The sequence below is a fragment of the uncultured Neglectibacter sp. genome (assembly GCA_937958185.1).
In the GTDB taxonomy this organism is placed as follows: Bacteria; Bacillota; Clostridia; order Oscillospirales; family Acutalibacteraceae; genus Acutalibacter.
Window position 1 is genome coordinate 1 of record CALFFN010000008.1, and the last position, 17,240, is coordinate 17,240.

A 17,240-nucleotide genomic window follows, 5' to 3' on the forward strand; every position below is an offset into this window, starting at 1 on the left:
TCCACTTTTTCTCCCTTTCACTAAAGTTTATCCATTCCACCTGCATAGCAGGTGGTTTCTTTATTGGTATAAAGAAAGCCGCCCCGGCAGTTTCCCTGCCGGGGCGGCTCCTTTCTATTATTTTCAGCCCATGTTTATTCCAGCTCGAAAGCGCCTGTGTAAAGCTGATAGTATTTACCCTTTGCGGCAATCAGCTGGTTGTGGTTGCCGCGCTCGATGATACGCCCCAGCTCCAGCACCAGAATGCTGTCGGAGTTCTGCACGGTGGACAGGCGGTGGGCGATGACGAACACGGTGCGCCCGTGCATCAGACCGTCCATGCCCCGCTGCACCAGCTGTTCGGTGCGGGTGTCGATGGAGGAGGTCGCCTCGTCCAAAATCATGACGGGCGGGTCGGCTACAGCGGCTCTGGCAATGGACAGCAGCTGCCGCTGCCCCTGGGAAAGCCCGCTGCCGTCGCCGGACAGCACGGTGTCGTAGCCCTCGGGCAGACGGCGGATAAAGTCATCCGCATTGGCAAGCTTTGCCGCCGCCTCGATCTCCTGCTCGGTAGCGTCCAGCTTGCCGTAACGGATATTTTCCCGCACGGTGCCGGTGAACAGGTTGGTATCCTGCAGCACGATGCCCAGGGAGCGGCGGAGGTCGGGCTTTTTGATCTTATTAATATTGATGCCGTCATAGCGTATTTTGCCGTCGGCAATGTCATAGAAGCGGTTGATGAGGTTCGTGATGGTGGTCTTGCCCGCGCCTGTAGCGCCCACAAAGGCGATCTTCCTGCCCGGCTCGGCGTCGATAGAAATGTCGTGCAGCACCAGCTTATCCGGGTTGTAGCCGAAATCCACGTCGAAAAGCTCTACTCTGCCGGTGAGTTTAGTATAGGTCACGGTGCCGTCGCCGTGGGGGTGCTTCCACGCCCACATGCCGGTGCGCTCTTTGCTCTCCACGATCTCGCCGTTTTCTTCTCTGGCGTTCACCAGGGTGACGTAGCCCTCGTCCTGCTCCGGCTCCTCGTCCATCAGGTCAAAGACGCGCTCGGCGCCTGCCAGCGCCATAACGATCATGTTGAACTGCTGGGAGACCTGGCTGATGGGCATGGTAAAGCTGCGGCTCAGCTGCAAAAACGCCGCGATTCCGCCCAGCGTCAAGCCGCCCACGCCGCCCAGCGCCAGCGCGCCGCCGGCAACGGCAATGAGCACATACTGCAAGTGCCCCAGGTTGCCCATGACGGGACCCATGATGTTGGAATAGATATTCGCCTGGCTGGATTCGTCCCGCAGGGTGGTGTTCAGCCTGTCAAATTCCTCTTTCGCCTTTTCCTCGTGGCAGAACACCTTAATAACCTTCTGCCCGGCGACCATTTCCTCAATGTAGCCGTTGACCGCGCCCAGGGATTTCTGCTGGCGCTTGAAATACTTGCCGCTGCGGCTGCCGATGAAACGGGTCAGCACCATCATCAGCGCCACGAACGCCAGCACCAGAAGGGTCAGCGGGACGCTGGTGGTAATCATGGCGACAAACACGGAAACAATGGTGATAAGCGACGAGAACAGCTGGGGCACGCTTTGAGAGATGAGCTGCCGCATGGTGTCGGTGTCGTTGGTGTAGCGGCTCATGGTATCGCCGTGGGTGTGGGTGTCAAAATAGCGAATGGGCAGGGTCTGCATATGGGTGAACATATCGTCCCGAATGTCCTTCAGCACGCCCTGGGAGACAGTCGCCATGAACCAGTTCTGCAGGAACGCGGAAAGAATGCCTGCCAGATAGATGAGCCCCATAATGCCGATCGCCTTTAATAGCCCGGTGAACACCGGGTTCGGGTCGCCCAGCAGGGGAGTGATGTAGTCGTCGATCAGCGTTTGCAGGAACATGGAGCCGATCACGCTGACAATGGCGCTGATAAAGATACAGACGAGCACCGCAATGAACCGAAAACGGTTCATGCCGCGGATATAGCTTAAAATGCGTTGAATGGTCTTCAGAGGATTCTTTGCCTTTTTGCCGCCGGCAAAGGCTGCTCCTCCCGGATGTCTCGGTCCTGGCATAGTTAATCCTCTCCTTTCTGCTGGGATTCATATACTTCGCGGTAAATGGGGCTGGACTGCATCAATTCTTCATGGGTGCCCACGTCCGCCACTTTGCCGCCGTCCAGCACTATGATCTGGTCGGCGTCCTGCACCGAAGCCACACGCTGGGCGATGATGATTTTTGTGGTGCCGGGAATTTCCTCCCGGAACGCCTGCCGGATCATGGCGTCTGTCTGGGTATCCACGGCGCTGGTGGAATCGTCCAAAATCAGCACCTTGGGCTTTTTCAGCAATGCTCTGGCAATGCAGAGACGCTGCTTCTGCCCGCCGGACACATTGGTGCCGCCCTGCTCGATGTGGGTGTCATACCCGTCGGGGAATTCCCGGATAAAGGAATCCGCCTGGCTGAGCCTGCAGACATGCTCGATCTCCTCGTCGGTGGCATGCTCGTTGCCCCAGCGCAGGTTTTCCTTGATCGTGCCGGAGAACAGCTCGTTCTTCTGCAGCACCATGGCGACCGCCTCGCGCAGGGCTTCCAGATTGTAGTCCCGCACGTCTTCGCCGCCGACCAATACGCGCCCCTCCGCCACGTCATACAGGCGGGGGATCAACTGCACCAGGCTGCTCTTGCCGCTGCCTGTGCCACCCAGAATGCCCACGGTCTGCCCGGGCTGTATGTTTAAATTTATGTCGGAAAGACAGGGTTTGCCGCCCTTCTTGTAGCGGAACTCCACATGGTCGAATACCACGGAGCCGTCCTTTACTTCGGTCAGGTTCTTTTTGCCGTCCACGATATCGGGCTCTTCTTCCAGGATTTCCACGATACGCTTGGCGGAAGCCTGGGACATGATGACCATGACAAAGATCATGGAAAGCATCATCAGGCTCATCAATATCTGAGAAGCGTAGGAGATCGTGCTCATCAGCTGCCCGGTGGTCATGCTGCCGCCGACGATAAACTTTGCGCCCATCCAGGAGATCAGAAGAATAGCGCCGTACATGCAGAACTGGCTCAGGGGAGAGGTGAGCGCAAGGATTTTTTCAGCCAGGGTGGATTCTTTGCGGATATCCTCGGAAGCGGTGGTGAACTTCTCCGTTTCATAATCTTCCCGGACAAACGCCTTGACCACCCGAATGCCCCGCAGGTTCTCCTGCACGATGGTATTCAGCTTGTCGTACCGCTTGAACATGCGCTCAAACACCGGGTAGGCCCTGGTGGAAAGGAAGATCATGCCGCCGCCCAGAATGGGAATGGCAACGACGAAAATCAGAGACAGCTGGGCGTTCAGGCTGAAGGACATCACCAAAGCGAAAATCAGCATCATGGGCGCCCGCACCGCCATGCGAATGATCATCTGGAACGCGTTCTGCACATTGGTCACGTCCGTGGTCAGCCGGGTGACGATGCTGCCGGTGGAAAATTTGTCGATATTGGAGAAGGAAAAGCGCTGTACGTTGTAGTACATATCCTTTCTCAGATTGGCGGCAAAGCCGGTGGAAGCCTTGGCGGCGCTCCGCCCCGAAAGCACGCCGAACGCCAGAGAGATCACGGCGCAGCCTGCCAGCGCGGCGCCCATTTTGAGAATGTAGCTCATGTTGCCCGCTTCAATGCCAAAGTCGATGAGGTTTGCCATCAGGAGTGGGATCACCACTTCCATCACAGCCTCCATGGTCACAAGGAGGGGCGCTAAAATAGAATCCTTTTTGTATTGCCGGATCGACCCGGCAAGCTTTTTAATCACGGTAAGTTCCTCCCTTTTGGTGGAATATTCTGCTCCAGGGCAGTGATCCCCTGGGCGATTTTCTCACAGAGCGCAAGGAATGTTTTCCGTTCCTCCTCCGTCAGTGTATGGATCAAAGTTTCTTCCGTTTTCCGAATGCTGTCCATCACCTTTGCGTGGTGCTCCAGTGCTTTCGGGGTCAAGCTCAATTTTTTGAGACGTGCGTCCCAGTCCACGGATTCCCGATAAATCATTCCATTTTTTTCCATCTGCTGTAAAATACCCGTCACGGTAGAACGGCTGATGGAAAACCGCGCCTGGATATCCCGCTGGAAAATATCCTTTTCCCTGTTTTCATACAGATAGCCCATGATCCACCCCTGCATGCCGGTCACTTCTCCCGGCATATCGGAAAAAGCCATCTGATTCACTGCGTGTTTGATCATATGCGACAATGTGCGCACCTGAAACCCGATTTCCTCCTCATGGGACATACAAAATGCTCTCCTTTCTCTAGATTGTTTGCATCCGAATTGTTTTGTAATAAACTGTTCGTTTCCGCACTGTTCGGTTACGAACATTATTATAAGAGCGTTTCCATCATTTGTCAAGCACAAAAAATAAATTTTTTTGTTCCGGCAGGGGAAGTCCAGCCGGGGCTTGCAAAGACAGGGGATATCGGATAAAATAAGCATGAGAAAACCCGGAAAGAGAGAACTGCTATGGAAACCTATTTTGAAGGGCGCGATTTTCAGGGGAAGAAGCTGCAGGGGGAGGTCCTGGAGGGCTTGCAGTTTGTGGACTGTACCTTTACCGACTGCTCTCTGGACGCCTGCACCCTGCGGCACTGCGATTTTTCCGGCTGTGCCTTTCTCCGCTGCCGGGTGACTTCCCTGAAGGTGGAAAGCAGCCAGATCAAATTCGGTGAATTTACGGAATGCGCTCTCACCGGGATAAACTGGGGGCTGCTTCAGCCCGCCGGGCGGTTTTCCGAGCCCATTTCCCGCATGGAGCGCTGCCGCCTGAAATACAATTCCTTTTCCAGCCTGAACCTTGCCCGGTTCGACTTTTCCGGCTCGGAGCTGGTGGAATCCATGTTTGCCGAATGCAAGCTGACGGAGAGCAATTTCCAGGATTGCAGCCTGCAAAATACGGAATTTTTCCAGTGCGATCTCCGCAAAGCCGACTTCCGCCGCGCTGTGGGTTATCGGATCGACGTGCTGACCAACAAAGTAAAGGACGCCCGCTTTTCCCTGCCGGAAGCCATACGGCTGCTGGGTCCGCTGGGGGTAAAAATTGACGAGTAGGTTTTTACGCTCGCGCTGTTCTCTCTAAATCGTTCCTATCTATGTCACCTGGCTTTTTATTTCGCCATCTCCCGATTTTTAGTTTTGTGCGGTTGGCAGCCTCACTCATTCTATCTGACAGAAATTCTTTTTCTACTTTTCCTAAAGTCTGTCCATTCCCACCTGCTTTAGCAAGCTGCGTACTGCGGGTGGTTTCTTTACTTTGGTATACAAAGAAATCCGGCAAAACAGGTAACCCTATCTTGCCGGATTTTTCTGCTATTATCTTCCCTGCTCCAAAGGGATCGCCGCCAAAAACGGCCGCCTGTGCCAAAGGCTTTCCGTGTCACGCCCCGGCAGAGTATAATGCACTGTGCCGGGATACGGAAAGCCCCGACACGGCATCATCACTTGATCTCTCTGGAAGCGATCTCCTCCGTGGTCTTGGCGATAAATTCCTCCACGGTCATGGCGCCCAGGTCGCCGTCCCTGCGGTGGCGGGGAGAGATGGTGCCGCTCTCCGCTTCCTTGTCGCCTACGACCAGCATATAGGGGGTCTGCTGAAGCTGGGCTTCTCTGATCTTATACCCGATCTTCTCATTTCTGGTGTCGCATTCCACCCGCAGCCCGGCAGCCTCCAGCTGCTCCTTCAGGGACTGGGCATACTCGTGATGGCGCTCGGAAATAGGCAGGATCACCGCCTGCACAGGGGACAGCCACAACGGGAATTTCCCGGCAAAGTGCTCGGTAATCACGCCGATAAAGCGCTCGATAGAGCCCAGCACCACGCGGTGGATCATCACCGGGCGGTGCTTTTCCCCGTCCGACCCGGTATATTCCAGCTCAAAGCGTTCCGGCAGCTGGCTGTCCAGCTGAATGGTGCCGCACTGCCAGGTGCGCCCCAGGGAATCCGCGATGTGGAAGTCCAGCTTAGGTCCGTAAAACGCGCCGTCACCCTCGTTGATGACATAGTCCTTCCCCATTGCCGTGATGGCGTTTTTCAGGATATCTTGGTTGCGCTCCCATTCCTCCACTTCGCCGATATGATCCTCGGGCATGGTGGAAAGCTCGATGGTATAGGTGAGCCCAAAAGTGGAATACACCTCGTCAAATAGGCGCACCGTTTCCTGGATCACGTCCTGCATTTGCTCTCTTGTCATGAAGATGTGGGCGTCGTCCTGGGTGAAGCAGCGCACCCGGAACAGACCGTGCAAGGTGCCGGAAAGCTCGTGGCGGTGCACAAGCCCCAGCTCGCCCACCCGCAGGGGCAGCTCCCGGTAGGAATGGGGCTCGCTGGCATAGACCAGCATACCGCCGGGACAGTTCATGGGCTTAATGGCAAAGTCCGTATCGTCGATGACGGTGGTGTACATATTGTCCTTGTAATGGTCCCAGTGACCGCTGCGCTCCCAAAGCTGGCGGTTCATCATCATGGGAGTGGAGATTTCCAGATAGCCGTACTTTTTGTGTACCTGCCGCCAATAATCGATCAGGGTATTTTTCAGCACCATGCCCTTGGGGAGGAAGAACGGGAAGCCCGGTCCCTCGTCCCGCAGCATAAAGAGCCCCAGCTCCTTGCCCAGCTTGCGGTGGTCGCGTTTCTTTGCCTCCTCCAGCATTTGCAGGTACTCGTCCAGCTCCGACTGCTTGGGGAAGGAAATGCCGTACACGCGGGTCAGCATCTTCTTGGTGGCGTCGCCCCGCCAGTAAGCGCCTGTGATGGAGGTGAGCTTCACCGCCTTGACGCTGCCGGTGCCCATCAGGTGGGGTCCCGCGCACAGGTCCTCAAAGTCGCCCTGCCGGTAGAAGCTGATCTTTTCCCCCCCTGCGGAGTGCTCGTCGATCAGCTCCAGCTTGTACTCCTGCCCTGCCATTTCCGCTCTGGCTTCCTCCGGGGGCAGCTCAAAGCGCTCCAGTTCCAGATTCTCCTTGATGATCTTCTTCATCTCGTCCTCGATCTTGGGCAGATCCTCAGAGGACAGGGGCGTTTCCAAATCGAAATCGTAGTAGAAGCCGTTTTCGATGGCAGGTCCGATGGCGAATTTCGTGCCGGGATACAGGCGCTTCACCGCCTGCGCCATAATGTGGGAGGTGGTGTGCCAGTAGGCGTGCTTGCCGTCGGCGTCGTCAAAGGTGAGGATCTCCAGCGCGCAGTCCTTTGTAATAGGGGTGCGCAGGTCCTTTACCTCGCCGTCAATGCGGGCGGCACAGGCGGACTTGTAAAGCCCCATGCCGATGGACTTTGCCACCTCGGCGGCAGTCACGCCGCTTTCAAATTCTCTTACTTGTCCTTTCAGGTCGATCTTGATCATTGGGAAGCTCTCCTTTCTGCCGGGGCAAAAATAAAAACAGCCTGCCCCAGCCAATTCTGGGGCAGGCGCAAAGGTTTCAAAAATTTTCCTTACGTCCGCGGTTCCACCCGGATTCAAAGCGCCGCCCTCCTGAGCGGAAGACCGGGCGCTTCCTCGTTATGGCAGGTAACGATGCCAGCCGTCTGTCCTTAAACCGCTTTTTTACAAAATCGGCGTTCGGCAGCCGCTCAAAGGTGGTACCCCTGTCCCGGCGGATTGCTCCGCCTCGCCGCCGGCGCTTTCAGCCCATGGCGCCAGCTCTCTTTTGCGGGATTTTCGGAAACAGGGACTTCCTTTTCTCAGCGTTTCTCGTATTGAAGCCATCATAGCATTGGAAAAAATGTTTGTCAAGAGGGAAAACGCCGGGAAAATTCGGAAAAATTTCAATTTTGTAACCGTATTGTAACTAAATTCTGAAGAAAAAGTTACAATTTTCTTGACAATAGGGGCTGTTTGGAGATACAATTAGAAACGGAATGCACACGGTGCTTTTTATATATATCTTCTATTTCCTTCAGTTTTTCATTTTACCATATTACGTTACTTAGGATAAACTCTGGCTGTTTCGGCATTTTTCGCGCTTCGCGGCTGCCGGGCACACCGTAACACAAATGAAAAAGAAAACCGAACAATAGTGGATGTGACCCGTTCTGCATTTCCGGAGCAAGGGCATGCTTTGCGCTGCCGCTGCTCCGGCATTTCATTTTTAATCATTTTAGACTTTGAAAACAAAAAACGAGAAAAGGAGGTGCCCAATTGCAGATCCCAATTTGGCTGTGCGTCATCATCGCTGTGGCTGCCGCCGCCCTTGTGGGGGCGCTGGCGTTCTTCTTTGGAATGTCCTATCGGAAAAACAAGGCGGAATCCGCCATCGGCTCTGCCGAGCAGGAAGCCAAGCGCATTATCGGCGACGCGGTAAAAACAGCGGAAGCAAAGAAAAAGGAGATCGTGCTGGAGGGTAAGGACGAAGTCCACCGTTTGCGCAATGATTCCGAAAAGGAACTGACCGACCGCAGAAAAGAAATTCAGCATCAGGAAAGACGAATCCTGCAAAAGGAGGAAAGCCTGGAAAAGAAGCTGGAAAATGTGGAGCGCAAGGAAGAACAGGTAGACCAGAAGAACAAGAAGGCGGAGGAACGCCTGAAGGAAGCCGAAGCCGTGAAAAAGAGCCAGTTTGACATGCTGGAAAAAATCTCTTCCTTTACGGTGGAACAGGCGAAAGAATACCTGCTGAAAAACCTGGAAAGCGAGCTGGTGCACGAAAAGGCTGTGAAGGTCATGGAGTACCAGCAGCAGACCAAGGAGGAAAGCGACAGCGCCGCCCGGGAGATCATCGCCCTGGCGATCCAACGCTGCGCGGCGGATCAGGTATCGGAAGCCGCCATCAGCGTGGTGCCCCTGCCCAACGATGAGATGAAGGGCCGTATCATCGGCAGGGAGGGCAGGAACATTCGCGCCATCGAGACCCTGACCGGGGTCGACCTGATTATCGACGACACGCCGGAAGCCATTACGCTGTCCAGCTTTGAGCCGGTTCGCCGGGAGGTTGCCCGTGTGGCGCTGGAAAAGCTCATTTCCGATGGGCGTATCCACCCCACCCGCATTGAGGAGACTGTGGAAAAAGCCCGCCGCGAGGTGGACGCCACCATCAAGGCGGAGGGCGAACGCGCCGTCATGGAGGTGGGCGTCAACGGGATCCACCACGAGCTTATCAAGCTTCTGGGACGGCTGCGGTACCGCACCAGCTACGGTCAGAACGTGCTGAACCATTCCATCGAGGTGGCGCTGCTTGCCGGCTTGATGGCGTCTGAGCTGGGGCTTGACCCCACCATCGCCAAGCGGGCAGGTCTGCTCCACGATATCGGCAAGTCCCTCGATCACGAGATGGAGGGCTCCCACGTGCAGATCGGCGTGGACGTTGCCAAAAAGTACCGGGAAAGCGAAACCGTCGTTCACGCCATCGCCGCCCACCACGGCGACGTGGAAGCGAAGACCATCATCGCCTGCCTGGTACAGGCTGCGGATGCCATTTCCGCCGCCAGACCGGGGGCGCGCCGGGAAAATCTGGAAAACTACATCAAGCGGCTGGAAAAGCTGGAGGAGGTCGCTTCCTCCTTCAACGGTGTGGATAGCTGCTATGCCATTCAGGCAGGCAGAGAGATCCGCGTCATGGTAAAGCCGGAAACGGTCAGCGACGAACAGATGACGCTGCTTGCCAGAGACATATGCAAGAAAATTGAGGAAGACTTGGACTATCCCGGTCAGATCAAGGTGAACATGATCCGGGAAAGCCGGGCAGTGGATTACGCCAAATAATAATCCTGCACAAAGCATTGGGTACACGCCTGTGCATCCGCAAGACTGTCAATAAAACCCTCCAACCGTAGAAACGGAAGGGGGAAGAGTTACGAGAGGGGACCATCAGGGTCCCTCTCTCGTTTTTCAATCAAAACATATTGAGAAAATCTATGATTTCCTCAATATGTTTGAGCGTGAAGAAAAGATTCACGCTCAGGGTACACAGATGTGTACCCTTTTGTACTGAAAAAGCAAACCTACAGGAGGAAGCGAAATGATCGTGCTGCTTGCCGGGGCGTCCCACACCGGGAAAACCGCGCTTGCCCAGCGGCTTCTTGAAAAATACGGCTTTCCCTATCTCTCCATCGACCACCTGAAAATGGGGCTGATCCGCAGCGGGCTCACCAGCCTGACGCCGGAGGACGACGACAAGCTGACCGCCTACCTCTGGCCCGTGCTCCGGGAGATCGTAAAAACGGCGGTGGAGAACGGTCAGAACCTCATCATAGAGGGCTGCTACATTCCCTTTGACTGGCAGAAGGATTTTACGGAAGACTATCTGCGGCAGATCAGGTATTTTTGCCTTGTGATGACGGAATCCTATATCAAAGCCCACTTTCAGGACATCAGGACCTATGAGAGCGTGATAGAGAACCGCCCGGACGACCCCTCGTTTTCTCTGGAAAACGTGCTGCTGGAAAACAGGCAGAATCTGGAGCTGTGCAGGAAATACGGGTATAAGCCTGTTTTGATCGACAAGAGCTATCAGGTGGAGATCGAGCTTTGACGAAAGGGTCTTTTCCCGGAAAGGAGCGAGAAAAATGAATATTCTCTGTATCGGCGACGTGGTGGGCACAGGGGGCTGCGAGTTCCTGCGGGAACGGCTCCCCGCCCTGAAGAAGCTGAAAGCGATCGACTTTGTCATTGCCAACGGGGAAAATTCTGCCGACGGCAACGGCGTGACCCCCGCCTCCCTCCGGCATTTGCTGGACAGCGGCGTGGACGTGGTCACCACCGGGAACCACAGCTTCCGGCGAAAGGAAGCCTTCGCGCTGTACGATTCCGCGGAAACCCTGCTGCGCCCTGCAAATTTTCCCGACAGAACCACGCCGGGGCGGGGGCTGTGCATTGTCGATCTGGGCAGGGTGCAGGTCGCCGTGATAAACCTTTTGGGCACGGTGTACCTGGAAAGCCTGAAAAGCCCTTTTGAGACCCTGGAGGAGCTGCTGAAGATCCCTGACCTGCCCAAGCTCTGCATTGTGGACTTCCACGCGGAAGCCACAGGGGAAAAGCGGGCGATGGGTTTTTTTGCCGACGGCAGGGTCACCGCCCTGTTCGGCACCCATACCCACGTGCAGACCGCCGATGAATGCGTGCTGCCCAAGGGCACGGGATATATCACCGACGTGGGCATGACAGGGGCGATCCAGTCCGTTCTGGGTGTAAAGCCGGAGCTTATCATTCGCAAGCTTACCACGAAGCTGCCCGTCCGCTTTGAAAACGCTCCCCCTCCCTGCCACATGGACTGCGTGCTGTTCACCGCCGACGAAAAAACCGGGCTTTGCACCGGCGCGGAACGGATTTCCCTGACGTGATTTCCCTCCCCCGGAAAAAGCGGTCCCAAATGCTTCCCGGCTTTTTCAGGAAAGCCGTTGTATTTTCCGGGGGGCTATGCTATAATAGACGCTAGATTCTGGACTCTAGATGTTAGAGAGGGCACAAAAACCTGTGGTCGGGTAATTCCCCTGTGGTTTGTACAAGGAAGCTTCCCGATTGCCCACTGCAAAGTGCTGTTGGCGCGTTTTGCGCTTAAAATAAATAAAAATATGCCTATACGCGCAGACCAGACCCGGCTGCGTAACCTCTGAAGGAGTGTTTTCCGTGATTTCTGGCAGCCAGTTGAAAAATGCGATCATTTCCGGCTCGAATAACATTGCGAAATACAAGAAGCAGGTCAATGAGCTGAACATCTTCCCTGTGCCGGACGGCGATACGGGCTCGAATATGTCCATGACCATCGGCGCTGCCGCCGAGGAAATGGACAGCCTTTCGGACAGCGCGTCCGTGGGAGAAGTGGCAAAGAAAGCCGCCTCCTCCATGCTGCGGGGCGCAAGGGGCAATTCCGGCGTCATTCTTTCCCTGCTGTTCCGGGGTATCTCCCAGGGGCTGGACGGGAAAGAGACCATCGGCGCGGAAGACATGGTCCGTTCTTTAGAGCTGGGCGTGGACGCCGCTTACAAGGCGGTGATGAAGCCCACCGAGGGCACGATCCTCACCGTTGCCCGGGTGGCTGCCGAACAGGCGAGAAAGCTGCTGGACGCTGCCGGGGAGGACGCGGAGCCCGACCCCGTACAGCTGTGGGAAGCCATTTGCGCCGGTGCCGGAGAAGCTCTGGAGGACACCCCGAACCTGCTGCCCGTGCTGAAAAAGGCTGGGGTGGTGGACGCCGGCGGGCAGGGTTTGTGCCTGATTTTCGAGGGTATGCTCAGCGTGTTCCGGGACGATACCGTGATAGAGTCCGGGTTGACAAAAGAGGAAAAGGAAGCGGAAACGGCGGAATTTTTCCGCAATGTTGCCGCCGAGTTTGACAGCGAGATCAATTTCACCTACTGCACGGAATTTATTGTAGGGCGCGACCCCGACATTCCCAAGGACCCGCTGGAGCTGCGGCTGTTTTTGGAAACCATTGGCGACTGCGTTGTGGTGGTGGACGACGAGGAGATCATCAAGGTCCACGTCCACACGGAGAACCCCGGCGACGCTTTGCAGATGGCGCTGCAATACGGGCAGCTGCTGACGGTGAAAATCGAGAATATGAAGGAACAGCACCGCAAGGCGGCGGAGGAAAACGACGCGGCGAAAGCCGCTGCCGCCCAGGCACAGCCGAAGGAAGAAAAGCTTGCGCCCCAGGAGCCTGTGGAAGAACTGGGCTTCATTTCCGTGGCTGCCGGAGAGGGCTTAAAGGGACTGTTCCAGGAGTTGGGCTGTTCCGTTGTCGTCAGCGGCGGGCAGACCATGAACCCCAGCACAGAGGACATTCTGGAAGCCGCCCTTGCCACCCCGGCAAAAAAGGTTTTCGTGCTGCCCAATAACAAGAACATCATTCTGGCGGCGGAGCAGGCGATCTCTATGGTCACCGACCGGGAGATCATTGTGGTCCCCACCAGGACGATCCCCCAGGGGCTTTCTGCCATGCTGGCGTTTGACCCCGATTCCGACGCCGAAACAAACCAGGAAGCCATGATGGCAGCCATTGAGAATGTGGACACCGGGCTTGTGACCTTTGCCGCCAGGGATTCCGAATTTGGCGGGCACACCATTCGCCGCGGGGACATTCTGGGGCTGACAAACGGCAAGCTGGAATATATCGAGAAAAACCCTGTCGCCGCCTGTGTGAAGGTCGCCCGTTCCTTTGTGACGAAGCGCACCTCCTTTATCACCCTGGTATACGGCGAGGGGATCACAGAGGAGCAGGCGGAGGAAGCCCGCCGGACGCTGCTCGGGAAGCTCCACTCCGATGTGGAGATCACCCTGGTCAACGGCGGTCAGCCGGTGTACTACTTTATTATTTCCGTAGAATAATTCATTTTTGCCCAATCGACGCCTTTCTTACATGACACTGCGAAAGCGAGGGTCCATTCCGCTGAGCTAATGTGTATTCTCCCCCGCCTGCGGCGGGGGAGAATACACATATAACTTTCAGGACGGACACTTCCACTGCGAAAGCTCTGTGTAGGAAAGGCTTCTTTTTTGGAAACCACCGGGAAGGAGGATACCGCCGTGGCGACACTCTTTGAAAAAGACATCAAGACCCTGCGGGGCGTGGGCGAAAAGCGGGCGGTTCTGTTCCGCAGGCTGGGCGCGCCCACTGTGGGCGACCTGCTCCGGCTGTATCCCCGCGCCTATGAGGATTGGAGCTGTCCCGTCTCCATTGCGGACACCACCCTGAATGAGATCGCCGTGGTCAGAGCCACCGTGGTGAAGACTCCCACCGAGCACCGCGTCAAGGGCGGCAAGCTGCTGTACAAGGTCCTCGTATCCGATGGGCTTTCCGACATGGGGCTGACCTTTTTCAACAACCGCTACATTCCCAACCTGCTGAAAGCCGGAGAGGAATACATCTTCCGGGGAAAGGTCACCGGCACCCTGCTGCGCCGGGAAATGACCGCGCCGGAATTTCTGCCGGAAGCAAAGAACCCCGCCATCGTCCCCATTTATCCCGCCACCCAGGGCTTGACCTCCCGTATGATTTCCAACGCCGTGCAGGAAGCACTGAAGCTGCTGCCGGAAACGGTCAACGACCCCCTTCCCCCGGAGCTGCGGGAAAAATACCAGCTCTGCCATTTGGGTTATGCGCTGGAGCACATTCATTTCCCCCAGTCGGAGGAAAAGCTTGCCACCGCCCGGTACCGGCTGATTTTTGAAGAATTTCTGGTATTGCAGCTTGGGCTTATGGGCATTAAGCAGGGAAGAAAGTCTGAAAACCTCCACCCCATTCCCAACCGCTTCCCGGAGGGGTTCACCGCCCTGCTGCCCTTCGCCCTCACCGGCGCCCAGCGGCGCACCATCACGGAGGCAGTTGCCGATATGGCAGGGGCTTCTCCCATGAACCGGCTGGTGCAGGGAGACGTGGGCAGCGGCAAAACAGCGGTAGCAGCCGCCTTGTGCTGGGCGGTGATCCAAGCTGGTATGCAGGCGGCGCTGATGGCCCCCACGGAGATTTTGGCAGCCCAGCATTTTTCCTCCCTTTCCTCCCTCCTTGCCCCCGCAGGGGTCCGGTGCGCCCTGCTCACAGGCTCCGTGAAAGCTGCGGAAAAAAAGCGGCTGTTCGCGGCGTTGGAAGCGGGAGAGATCGACCTTGTCATCGGCACCCACGCGTTGATCGGAGATAAAGTTCAGTTCCGCGATCTGGGGCTGGTGGTCACCGATGAACAGCACCGCTTCGGGGTGAACCAGCGCTCGGCTCTGGCAAAAAAAGGCGCTTCCCCCCATCTGCTGGTGATGAGCGCCACCCCCATTCCCCGGACGCTGGCGCTGATGATGTACGGCGACCTTGACATCTCCGTGCTGGACGAGCTGCCCCCCGGGCGGCAGAAAATAAACACCTACCTCATCGACCCGCCCAAGCGCCAGCGGGCGTTTGGCTTTATCAAAAAACATCTGGACGAGGGCAGGCAGGGGTACCTGATCTGCCCCCTGATCGACGAGGACGAAACCGGCATGATGAGCGTGACCCAGTACGCCGAGCTGGTGCGCCGGGCTTTCCCGGGCTATACGGTGGGAGCGCTTCACGGCAAAATGAAGGCGGCGGAAAAGGAACAGGTCATGGAAGCCTTTTCCCGGGGAGAGACCCAGCTTCTCGTTTCCACCACCGTGGTGGAGGTGGGCGTGGATGTGCCCAACGCCGTCATCATGCTCATTGAAAATGCCGAACGGTATGGGCTTTCCCAGCTTCACCAGCTCCGGGGGCGCATTGGCAGAGGGACTTATCAATCCTCCTGCATTCTGGTGACCGACATCAAAAATGAAGATTCCCTGAAACGCCTTGCGCTGTTCCGGGACACCTCCGACGGCTTCCAGATCGCGGAAGCCGACTTGAAGCTGCGGGGACCCGGCGACTTTTTCGGGCAGCGGCAGCACGGCTTGCCCCAACTGAAAATTGCCGATCTGTCCACGGATATGCGGGTGCTGCACCAGGCGCAGCAGTGCGCCAAGGCTCTTTTTTCCAGCCCCATGCTGGAAACCGACCTGTACCGCGGCTTGCGCAGCGAGGTGCGCCGCCTGTTTGCCAAATCAGGCGGCGAGGACGTGGTCCTCTGAAGCAGCGCCCTGCTTTTGCTGGTTTTGTAAAATGAATAAAAAAAACGGCGGACCTGAGAAAAATCGAGTCCGCCGATTTCTATTTCATTCTTACAGTTTCAATTCTTACAGTTTCAACAGCGGCACCTCTGCCCTGCACCGCTCGATCTCCTCCGTTCGGGGCAGGGCGGGGATCGCGCCGGTCTTTGTGGCGCACACCGCTCCGGCGGCATTGGCAAAGTCAACAAATTCCGAAAGCTCCTGCTCCGCCAGCTCTGCCGGACGCTTGCCGGATCGGACGATTTTCGCCAGAAGCGCGCCGAAGAAGCTGTCGCCGGAGCCTGTGGTGTCCCGCACAGCGGTGTCATAGGTGGGCTTCCGCAGGGAAAGCTTTTCCGTAAACACTGCGCAGCCCGCCGCGCCCAGCGTCACCGCCGCCAGGCTGACCCCCTGCGCCAGCAGCTGATCCGCCCCGGCGGCAAGATCGGTCTCCCCGGTCAGCAGGGCAAGCTCCTCCTCGGACACTTTCATGATGTCCGCCTTTGAGACCAGGCTCTTCATGCGGGCGACGCCCTCTTCCTGATCTTTCCACAGGGGCGGTCGCCAGTTGGGGTCATAGGCTGTGATCTTTCCCCGCTGCCTTGCATAGTCCACCAGGCGCTCCACCGCTGACCGGGAAGGCTCCGCCGTCAGCAACAGGGAACCAAAGCACAGCAGCCTGCAACCGTCGATCAGGGACAGATCTATGTCCTCAAAGGAAAGCCGGGTATCCGCGCCGGGGTTCCGATAAAAGCTGAAGTCCCGGTCGCCCCGGTCGTTCAGCTGCACAAAGGCGAGGGTGGTGGCGTGCTCCGCGTCCTGAGACAGCCCCGCCGTGTCCACGCCACAGGTTTTCAGCGTTTCCGCCAGAAAATCGCCGAACATATCCCTGCCCACTCTGCCCAGAAAGCCCGCGCTGACCCCAGCCCGCACCGCCTGCACCGCCACGTTGGCAGGCGCGCCGCCGGGGTTCCGGGCAAACAGCAGCCGCCCGTCCTCCGTGGCGCCTGTAGGGGTAAAGTCGATCAAAAGCTCGCCCATAGATAGAAGCTCTGCCATGTTAAAATTCCTCCCGCTGATTCAAGCTTTTTATGATAGGCGCAAAATGCGCCAACTACTTGGAGAAGCGCCCTGTGCTTCAGGGGTTCTCCGTGAAGATCGCTTTGCAATCATTATACCTCCATTCCGCAGGTTTTGGCAATGGAAAAACGCAATAAAAACCCGCGGTTCGAGACGCCCACCATCAGGGCGCACCGTGCCTTTCTCTCATTACAAACGCAAGCGCAAAAGAAAAGTCACGCACCGCAAGGCACGCTGCTGTGGTTCTGCTACAAAAAAGATGTCCTTTGCCCTTACCCGAAAAAACTTGGTAGTAAACAGGTTTCCGTTAAAAGCCCAGCCCGCGTTTACAAGGGCTTAGGCAACGTGAGCGAGGCTTTTTTCGGAGAGGAGCCGCAGACGAGCACGACAGGCGACATTTCTGCATAGAAAATCACCGCAAGAGTAAATTTTGCGAAAAAGAAGCCTTTCTTCAGGAAAGGCTTCTTTCAGGAAAGTCCGCTTTGCGGACTTTTTGCGACGCTGGTCCGGGTGCAGAAAGTCCCCTCGCTCTGCTCGGAGACTTTCGCGGAGTTTCAAGCCTTGTTTGAAACTCCTACGTGTTACCGTATAAAAGGGTTCTACCATAAAAATGATATCTTTTGCCCTTACCCGAAAAAACTT

13 protein-coding genes are annotated in these 17,240 nt (G+C 56.6%); 7 read left to right on the plus strand and 6 right to left on the minus strand.

Going from position 1 to position 17,240, the window contains the following annotated elements; translation table 11 throughout:
- Positions 1-134: 134 nt before the first annotated feature.
- Genes AB8996_RS02310 through AB8996_RS02320 form a run of 3 tightly spaced genes read right to left on the minus strand, consistent with a single transcriptional unit; the run spans position 135 to position 4,239 of the window.
- Positions 135-2,042 carry an ABC transporter ATP-binding protein gene (locus AB8996_RS02310; RefSeq protein ID WP_369297361.1) on the minus strand — a complete coding sequence of 636 codons (1,908 nt, stop codon included), beginning with the start codon at positions 2,040-2,042 and terminating at the stop codon, positions 135-137.
- A 2-nt stretch (positions 2,043-2,044) separates the two neighbouring features.
- A complete protein-coding gene (locus tag AB8996_RS02315) occupies positions 2,045-3,766 on the minus strand; it encodes an ABC transporter ATP-binding protein (protein WP_369297362.1) in 1,722 nt (573 codons plus the stop codon).
- On the minus strand, positions 3,763-4,239 hold the full coding sequence (locus tag AB8996_RS02320) for a MarR family winged helix-turn-helix transcriptional regulator (RefSeq protein WP_369297363.1): 477 nt from the start codon (positions 4,237-4,239) through the stop codon (positions 3,763-3,765). The genes AB8996_RS02315 and AB8996_RS02320 overlap by 4 nt, the downstream gene beginning before the upstream one ends.
- A gap of 228 nt (positions 4,240-4,467) precedes the next feature.
- Here AB8996_RS02320 and AB8996_RS02325 point away from each other — a divergent pair, with 228 nt between their 5' ends.
- Positions 4,468-5,052 carry a pentapeptide repeat-containing protein gene (locus AB8996_RS02325; protein ID WP_369297364.1) on the plus strand — a complete coding sequence of 195 codons (585 nt, stop codon included), beginning with the start codon at positions 4,468-4,470 and terminating at the stop codon, positions 5,050-5,052.
- 4 nt (positions 5,053-5,056) lie between these two features.
- Here AB8996_RS02325 and AB8996_RS02330 read toward each other — a convergent pair whose 3' ends face one another.
- A complete protein-coding gene (locus AB8996_RS02330) occupies positions 5,057-5,365 on the minus strand; it encodes a hypothetical protein (protein WP_369297365.1) in 309 nt (102 codons plus the stop codon).
- 73 nt (positions 5,366-5,438) lie between these two features.
- Complete coding sequence (thrS, locus tag AB8996_RS02335) at positions 5,439-7,343, minus strand: threonine--tRNA ligase (protein ID WP_369297366.1); 1,905 nt, start codon at positions 7,341-7,343, stop codon at positions 5,439-5,441.
- A gap of 795 nt (positions 7,344-8,138) precedes the next feature.
- On the opposite strand from thrS, the gene rny reads away from it, so the two are divergent.
- From rny to recG, 5 genes are all read left to right on the plus strand, one after another.
- The gene (gene rny, locus AB8996_RS02340) at positions 8,139-9,698 is read left to right on the plus strand and encodes a ribonuclease Y (protein WP_369297367.1); all 1,560 of its coding nucleotides are present in this window, start codon (positions 8,139-8,141) and stop codon (positions 9,696-9,698) included.
- A 256-nt stretch (positions 9,699-9,954) separates the two neighbouring features.
- Entirely contained in the window at positions 9,955-10,467 is a 513-nt protein-coding gene (locus tag AB8996_RS02345) for an AAA family ATPase (protein WP_369297368.1), read from the plus strand.
- Positions 10,468-10,501: 34 nt separating this feature from the next.
- Positions 10,502-11,275, plus strand: a complete 774-nt coding sequence (locus AB8996_RS02350; protein WP_369297369.1) for a TIGR00282 family metallophosphoesterase — start codon at positions 10,502-10,504, stop codon at positions 11,273-11,275.
- Between the two features lie 286 nt (positions 11,276-11,561).
- The gene (locus AB8996_RS02355) at positions 11,562-13,262 is read left to right on the plus strand and encodes a DAK2 domain-containing protein (RefSeq protein ID WP_369297370.1); all 1,701 of its coding nucleotides are present in this window, start codon (positions 11,562-11,564) and stop codon (positions 13,260-13,262) included.
- Between the two features lie 168 nt (positions 13,263-13,430).
- Entirely contained in the window at positions 13,431-15,500 is a 2,070-nt protein-coding gene (recG, locus tag AB8996_RS02360; protein WP_369297371.1) for an ATP-dependent DNA helicase RecG, read from the plus strand.
- A 105-nt stretch (positions 15,501-15,605) separates the two neighbouring features.
- Here the strand turns inward: recG and AB8996_RS02365 are convergent, their stop codons facing one another.
- Positions 15,606-16,577 (minus strand): carbohydrate kinase, encoded by a 972-nt coding sequence (locus AB8996_RS02365; RefSeq protein ID WP_369297372.1) that lies wholly within the window; start codon positions 16,575-16,577, stop codon positions 15,606-15,608.
- Between the two features lie 141 nt (positions 16,578-16,718).
- Here AB8996_RS02365 and AB8996_RS02370 point away from each other — a divergent pair, with 141 nt between their 5' ends.
- Positions 16,719-17,006: a hypothetical protein gene (locus tag AB8996_RS02370; RefSeq protein WP_369297373.1), complete on the plus strand. Its 288-nt coding sequence runs from the start codon at positions 16,719-16,721 to the stop codon at positions 17,004-17,006.
- Positions 17,007-17,240 lie beyond the last annotated feature (234 nt).